A 7,094-nucleotide genomic window follows, 5' to 3' on the forward strand; every position below is an offset into this window, starting at 1 on the left:
TTCAGTGCGCTCAAAAATTAGTTTTTCCTTGAAAATAATTTAAAAGTTCAGCTTGACTTATTACCACTAGACTTTTCTAATACAAAACAAGTATAGCAACGAGCCCGCCAAATTGGAATATGAAAGCGCTATATTTGAAGAGCTTTCAGAAAAAAAGGCGCGTCTGAAAATAATTTCAGACCAAAAAGCAAGGCCGAGCAAAGCGCTTGAGGGATTCGAACATTGTGCTACTCTAAAACTAGAGGAGGTTTTTCAAATGGAACAACAAATTGATTATGCGAACACAGCTAAAGGAGCTTACAGCGTCATGATGGAGATGGAGAAATACCTCAAAACCTCACATTTGGACCCAAAACTTCTACAACTCGTCAAAATTCGCGCATCAGAAATAAACGGCTGCGGCTATTGTTTAAACATGCACACAAAAGAAGCAAGAAACGCAGGGGAAAGCGAACAGCGACTTTATTGCGTTAGCGCATGGCGCGAATGCACTTTTTATACAGACGCCGAACAAGCCGCGCTCGAACTTTGTGAAAGCATCACTTTGATCCCGGCTAAAGGCGTTCCAGATGCGCTTTACGAGCGCGTTCGGAAATACTTTGACGAAAATGACTATGTCGATTTACTTTTCGCGATCAACCAAATCAATTGCTGGAACCGCTTGTCGATTGCAACGGGGACCAAAGCCATGAAAGCTTAAACCTAAACAAGGCGCTTTGAAAAATTCAAAGCGCTTTGTTTAGAGGTAATCTGGCTTATTTTATTGGGCCAACAGTCGGGAACTTCCTGCTTGCAAGAAGCAGCACGCTTCTTTTTATTACACTTAGCGCGATTAGCATGCTTGCCTTACTTGCGAACCTCGCCCTTCCGAAAACTAAATAACCGCTTCACAAAAAAGGTCTTGCGCGGGGCGCAAGACCTTTTTCCATTCATATTTGCTGATCGGATAGAACTTCTAACCCTTTCAGTTTCATGTAAGCCGCAGTAACGCCCATCCCGGCTTTTGTTTTTCCGCCGAACGAACCATCGTAAATTTGACAAGCCCCGCATGAAGGGCTCTTCTCCTTCAAAATGACCGTCGTAATCCCCAAAGTTTCCAGCCTGTCAAAAGTTCGTTTTGCGCCTGTTTTATAAGCTTCCGTCACGTCATGCCCCTTATCGTCCATCACTTTTGCCGTCCCGTTCCAAACGTCAAAACCATCGCCACCCACAATTTCAGCGGGATTCCGCGGCGTCGCAAGTCCACCAATCACTTCTGGACAAAGCGCTAGCGCCTCGCCTTTGATTACCATTTCCTTTAAATCACGATTTTCTTTGTGATTTCCGTCATATCTGCAAGGAATTCCCGCCAGACACGCACTCACCATTTTCACAAGACGCTCCCCCTTCTTCTTTTCTTTTTCACTTTATCAAAAAAACGCCATGACTTCAATTTCGAAGCCACAGCGTCTCTTTTATAAATTTTGGTAGGCTAGCGCAATCACCGTACCTACGCGCGCATTATGTTTCACTAGCTCAATGTTCGCCTCTAAGCTCTTACCCGCGGTCAATTCTTTCACTTTGCCAAGCAGGAATGGCGTGACATCTTTCCCATGAATACCTTTTTCATCTGCTTCCTGAAGTGCTTTCGCAATCACAGCATTGATCTCACTTGCCGGCATCGCATGCTCCTCTGGAATTGGATTGGCAATCACAGCCCCACCATCAATCTTAAGGTCCCATTTCGCTTTCAAGCTCTCTGCAACAACGCCTGGCTCATCCGCACGAATCGTCAGCTCGACATCACTTGTCCACGTATAAAATGCTGGAAGCACATCCGTTTTGTAGCCAATCACTGGTACGCCTTTAGTTTCCAAGTATTCCATCGTAAGGCCAAGGTCTAAAATGGATTTGGCACCCGCGCAAACCACAGCCACATTTGTTTTCGCCAGTTCCTCAAGGTCCGCCGAAATATCCATCGTCGTTTCTGCCCCGCGGTGAACGCCACCAATTCCGCCTGTAACAAAAATTGGAATCTCAGCTAGCTCCGCACAAATCATCGTGGCCGCAACAGTCGTTGCTCCAAGTTGCTTCGTTGCAATCAAATACCCGATATCTCGTCTTGAAACTTTGGCAACACCTGAACTCTTTCCAAAAAGTTCTAGCTCTTCATCCGAAAGACCAATCTTGATCTGCCCATCGATAATCGCAATCGTCGCGGGAACCGCACCATTTTCGCGAATGATATCTTCAACCACACGTGCCGTCTCTACATTTTGCGGATAAGGCATCCCGTGCGAAATAATTGTGGATTCTAGTGCTACAATAGGTTTCCCTGCAAGTTTGGCTTGCTTAACTTCTTCTGAATACGAAAGATATTGTTTCATTTTAATTCCTCCAATTCTTGTTTTAATTTTGCCGCTGATAGGTCTTGGCGTACCGTCGATTCGGACATCAACGTTTTAGCCGCATTAATGCTTCCAGCGCGCACAATATCGCGAAGGCTACGTCCCGACAGCCAAGCATGAATCACAGCCGAACAAAACGCGTCCCCAGCTCCTGTGACGTCTTGAATATTCCTCACTACAATCGCGGGCTCATACAAGATTCCTTCTTCCGCGTTTCCTGCTATCGCCCCGTCTTTCCCATTTGTTACAACCACATTTTGAATCCCAAGATCAAGCCACTTCTGAGCAGCTAGTTTCCAATCCGTCTCTGTCTCGATCTTCATTTTCAGGTAGGTTTCCGACTCATCGCGGTTACAGATCAGCCAAGAAACACCATCCAAATTCTCCGGCAAGCGCTGCATCTTCGGCGATGAAACCGGGACAAGAATCAAAGGAACCCCCGCCTCATTTGACATCGCTTTCAAATAACAAATCGTTTCCTGGGGACAATTTAAATCCGCAACTATTGCTCCTGCATTCACGAGTAACGCTTCATTTTTTGCAAGCACCTCTGGCGTTAATTCATCATAAGCATCCATATCTGCGAGTGCGACATGCAAATTACCATTTTCTTCCAAAACAGCCGTATAGGACCCTGTCGCCATCCCAGAAAAAGTAGCGACATAATCCAAATCCATGTACCGCTCGCTAGCTCGCTTAATCGCTTCCCAGTCCGCATCCATCCCAGCAACCGTCATAAGCACGGTTTTCCTTCCAAGTCGACCGAGATTTTCTGCAACATTTCGCGCAACGCCTCCAGCGCCTTGTGTGGAATGAACTGGATTCGAAGTTCCCAGTTGAACAGCTTCCTTCAAGTAAAACTTGCGATCCACGTTGGCCCCGCCTATGCAAATAATTCGATTTTCTTCATTTAAAATGTAACCTTTGCCTAAAATCCAGCCTTTCCGCATCAAACCAGAAATCAAATTTGCAACTGCTGGACGTGATAACCCAACGATTTCAGCCAGTTCTTGTTGTGAGATATAGGGATCATTTTGAATTGAACGATAAATCTGCTCTTCGTTTTCGTTCATCTTTTGTCGATCTTGTTTCACTTTTCCTCCCTCCTCCCAAACATAAGTTTAAATATTAAACTTATGTTTATTGTAGCATAAATTGGCTATTACACAAGAAAAAACTAAAATTTTTTTTAAATTCTGTTAACCCCTATGCTAATGCGGCTCAGCGCAATAATAAAAAGTTATAAATTATACATTTTTGAGTGTATCGGGTGAATTATCTCTAAAACTTCGATACAATGGAAGATGTTCGTTTTATTTTTAAATTCTAAGATAAGACGATGGGACGTGAGAAAGGAGAATCATTTTGAGTAAAATAGAAGTTAAGAATTTGACAAAAATTTTCGGCAAGAAAATTTCCAAAGCTTCTTCACTATTGTCTCAAGGAAAATCCAAAACAGAGATTTTAAAAGAAACGGGTGCGACCATCGGGGTTAACCAAGCTTCTTTTTCTGTCGAAGAAGGCGAGATTTTCGTAATCATGGGACTTTCAGGAAGCGGGAAATCCACACTTGTACGGCTTTTAAACCGACTAATTGAACCAACGAGTGGAGAAATTTGGTTAGACGGTCGCGAACTTTCGAAACTGGATAAAAAAGAGTTGCGGGAAGTTCGTCGTAAAAGCATGAGCATGGTTTTCCAAAGCTTCGGTTTGTTCCCAAATCGCTCAATTTTGAGCAACGTAGAATATGGACTTGAGGTACAAAAAATTCCAAAAGCTGAACGAGAAAAGAAAGCTTCAGATGCGCTTGATTTAGTTGGCCTTTCTGGATACGGAGAACAATTTCCTTCTCAGCTTTCTGGTGGGATGCAACAACGTGTCGGACTTGCTCGCGCACTTGCGAACAATCCGGATATTCTATTAATGGATGAAGCTTTTTCTGCGCTTGACCCATTAAATCGAAAAGACATGCAAGATCAACTTCTTGATTTACAGGATAAAATGCAAAAAACGATTATTTTCATCACCCATGATTTGGATGAAGCGCTTCGAATTGGCGATCACATCATGATCATGCGTGACGGCTCGGTCGTTCAAACAGGAACGCCGGAAGACATTTTAGCGCATCCAGCTAATGAATATGTAGAAAAATTCATTGAAGATGTGGATCGTTCGAAAGTCTACACAGCAAGCAACGTAATGATTCGCCCAGAAATCATCAATTTTGAAAAAGATGGCCCGCGTGTTGCCTTGCAGCGGATGCGTGAAGCTGGGACTTCCAGTATTTTCGTCGTAAAAAAAGGACGGGAACTAGTTGGGATTGCCCACGCATCAGATGTATCTAAACTCGTGAAAGAACAAGTTAAATCGCTTGATTCTGTTATTCAAACGGATGTGCCAACAACAAGCCCAGATACGCCGCTTGTTGAGCTAATGGATCAAGTTTCAACGACTTCGATTCCAATAGCCGTTACTGAGGATGGCAAACTTCGCGGAATTATCGTCCGTGGTTCTGTTCTCGCAGCACTTTCGGGAAATGAGGTGAACCAAGATGCCTAATATTCCAAGTCTTCCGCTTGCGGATTGGATTGATAAGCTCGTTGATAGCTTAACAAAATTTGAAGGTTTCTTTAATGTAATTACAAATATTATCGGTGGTGTCGTAAATGCCTTTCAATGGGTGTTCGACCTCTTGCCACCATGGCTTTTCATCATCTTGATTCTAGCGCTTACTTTTTGGATTAATCGCAAGAAACAAAAATGGGGTTTGCTTCTTTTCGAATTAATTGGGCTACTCCTCATTTGGAACCTCGACTTTTGGCGCGACATGACCCAAACGCTCACTCTCGTTTTAACAAGTAGTTTAATCGCTCTTGTTATCGGGGTACCGCTTGGGATCTGGATGTCGAAGAGTAACATTGTCGAAGCCATCTTTAAGCCGATTCTTGACTTCATGCAAACCATGCCGGCTTTCGTTTACTTGATTCCGGCGGTTGCCTTCTTTGGAATCGGAATGGTTCCAGGAGTTGTTGCTTCTGTTATTTTCGCAATGCCGCCAACTGTACGGATGACAAACCTCGGAATTCGTCAAGTTTCAACAGAGCTCGTCGAAGCAGCCGATTCATTCGGTTCAACCGGTTGGCAAAAGCTCATCAAAGTTGAACTTCCGATGGCGAAATCAACCATGATGGCCGGAATTAACCAAAGTATCATGCTTGCCCTATCGATGGTCGTTATCGCTTCGATGATCGGTGCAATGGGTCTAGGAACACGTGTTTACTTCGCAGTTGGACGGAACGATGCCGGTGGTGGTTTCGTAGCCGGAATCGCGATTGTTATCGTAGCGATCATCCTCGACCGCTTGACGCAAAGCTTTAACAAAAAGAATACAACGGAAAATTAAGGAGGAAGTAAGATGCGCAAAAAGCTTTCAATCTTGGCCTTGCTTAGTGCTCTTTTCCTCATCTTATCCGCTTGTGGAACAGAGCTTGCTGAGTACGATCCAGATAAACCACTTGGCGAACAAATCAATTACACGATTACGGGAATTGACGCCGGCGCTGGTATTATGCTGTCCACTCAAAATGCCATTAAGGACTACAAGCTTGACGACTATAACTGGCAACTACAAACAAGTTCGACAGCAGCAATGACGTCGACACTTGAAAAAGCCATCAAAGACAAGCGCCCAATCGTTGTAACCGGCTGGACGCCACACTGGATGTTCACGAAGTTCGACTTGAAATTCTTAAAAGATCCGAAGAATGTTTATGGGGATGCAGAAAACATCAATACAATGGTTCGTAAAGGACTTAAAAAAGATATGCCTTCTGCCTATACCGTTTTAGATCGTTTCAACTGGACGGCAGAAGAAATGTCTGATGTGATGCTCCAAGTTAACAACGGAGAAGATCCTGAAAAGGCTGCTCGTAAATGGATCAAAGACAATCCAGACAAAGTCAAAAAATGGACTGATGGTGTTGAAAAAGTACATGGCGATAAGATTAAGTTGACTTATGTCGCTTGGGATTCCGAAATTGCTTCCACCAATGTTGTTGCAGAAGTACTGCGCGACCTTGGTTACAAACCAACGATCCAAGCAATGGAAATCCAACCAATGTGGGCATCCATTGCGACTGGCGCAGCGGATGGCATGGTTGCCGCTTGGCTACCAAACACATCTGGCATTTACTATAAAGACTACAAAAAAGATGTCGAAAACCTTGGCGTGAACTTAAAAGGCGCCAAAGTAGGCCTAGCAGTTCCAACTTACATGAAAAACATCAATTCAATTGAAGATTTGAAGAAATAACTGAAACAAAGAAGGGACTAGGACATAAAGCAAAAAAGAACAGAATCGTCAAGCAAGTCATTTTTACAAATGGCTTCATTGAACGATTTCTGTTCTTTTACTCTTGGCTGGTTAACCCCATTTCTTCATTTTGTCTTGGTTTCTTCTTTGTTTGTTTACAGTTTTTATGGCTGACACGAATTATTCTTATTGAATTTCTATCGTATTCCTAGTTCATTTTAAATTCAGGTAATAAACCAGTTATATCAAATAAAAGCATCTATTTCACTTCCTTTTTCCATGCTGATTTTTCACCTGAAATCTCATTCTCCTTTTACTCCATTTAATTGACCCACTGAAAACGGCTAAAGGTACACAAAAATAAAAGTGCCAATAGAGTATACTCTATTGGCACT

At 43.3% G+C, this 7,094-nt stretch carries 7 protein-coding genes; 4 read left to right on the plus strand and 3 right to left on the minus strand.

The window, feature by feature from the left end; translation table 11 throughout:
* Positions 1-256 precede the first annotated feature (256 nt).
* The gene (locus tag HCK02_RS12825; RefSeq protein ID WP_167630496.1) at positions 257-700 is read left to right on the plus strand and encodes a carboxymuconolactone decarboxylase family protein; all 444 of its coding nucleotides are present in this window, start codon (positions 257-259) and stop codon (positions 698-700) included.
* Between the two features lie 229 nt (positions 701-929).
* Here the strand turns inward: HCK02_RS12825 and HCK02_RS12830 are convergent, their stop codons facing one another.
* The 3 genes from HCK02_RS12830 to HCK02_RS12840 form a co-directional block, all read right to left on the minus strand.
* The gene (locus tag HCK02_RS12830) at positions 930-1,373 is read right to left on the minus strand and encodes a 2-thiouracil desulfurase family protein (RefSeq protein WP_167630497.1); all 444 of its coding nucleotides are present in this window, start codon (positions 1,371-1,373) and stop codon (positions 930-932) included.
* 81 nt (positions 1,374-1,454) lie between these two features.
* Positions 1,455-2,366, minus strand: coding sequence for a pseudouridine-5'-phosphate glycosidase (locus HCK02_RS12835; RefSeq protein WP_167630498.1), 912 nt, complete (start codon positions 2,364-2,366; stop codon positions 1,455-1,457).
* On the minus strand, positions 2,363-3,481 hold the full coding sequence (locus HCK02_RS12840) for a carbohydrate kinase (RefSeq protein WP_246215605.1): 1,119 nt from the start codon (positions 3,479-3,481) through the stop codon (positions 2,363-2,365). The genes HCK02_RS12835 and HCK02_RS12840 overlap by 4 nt, the downstream gene beginning before the upstream one ends.
* A 271-nt stretch (positions 3,482-3,752) precedes the next feature.
* On the opposite strand from HCK02_RS12840, the gene HCK02_RS12845 reads away from it, so the two are divergent.
* Genes HCK02_RS12845 through HCK02_RS12855 form a run of 3 tightly spaced genes read left to right on the plus strand, consistent with a single transcriptional unit; the run spans position 3,753 to position 6,699 of the window.
* Positions 3,753-4,946 carry a quaternary amine ABC transporter ATP-binding protein gene (locus HCK02_RS12845; RefSeq protein ID WP_167630499.1) on the plus strand — a complete coding sequence of 398 codons (1,194 nt, stop codon included), beginning with the start codon at positions 3,753-3,755 and terminating at the stop codon, positions 4,944-4,946.
* On the plus strand, positions 4,939-5,790 hold the full coding sequence (locus tag HCK02_RS12850; protein ID WP_167630500.1) for an ABC transporter permease: 852 nt from the start codon (positions 4,939-4,941) through the stop codon (positions 5,788-5,790). The genes HCK02_RS12845 and HCK02_RS12850 overlap by 8 nt, the downstream gene beginning before the upstream one ends.
* A 12-nt stretch (positions 5,791-5,802) precedes the next feature.
* Complete coding sequence (locus HCK02_RS12855; RefSeq protein WP_115753233.1) at positions 5,803-6,699, plus strand: glycine betaine ABC transporter substrate-binding protein; 897 nt, start codon at positions 5,803-5,805, stop codon at positions 6,697-6,699.
* The last annotated feature ends 395 nt before the right edge of the window (positions 6,700-7,094 follow it).

It is taken from the genome of Listeria valentina, from assembly GCF_011800755.1.
GTDB classification, from domain to species: Bacteria; Bacillota; Bacilli; order Lactobacillales; family Listeriaceae; genus Listeria; species Listeria valentina.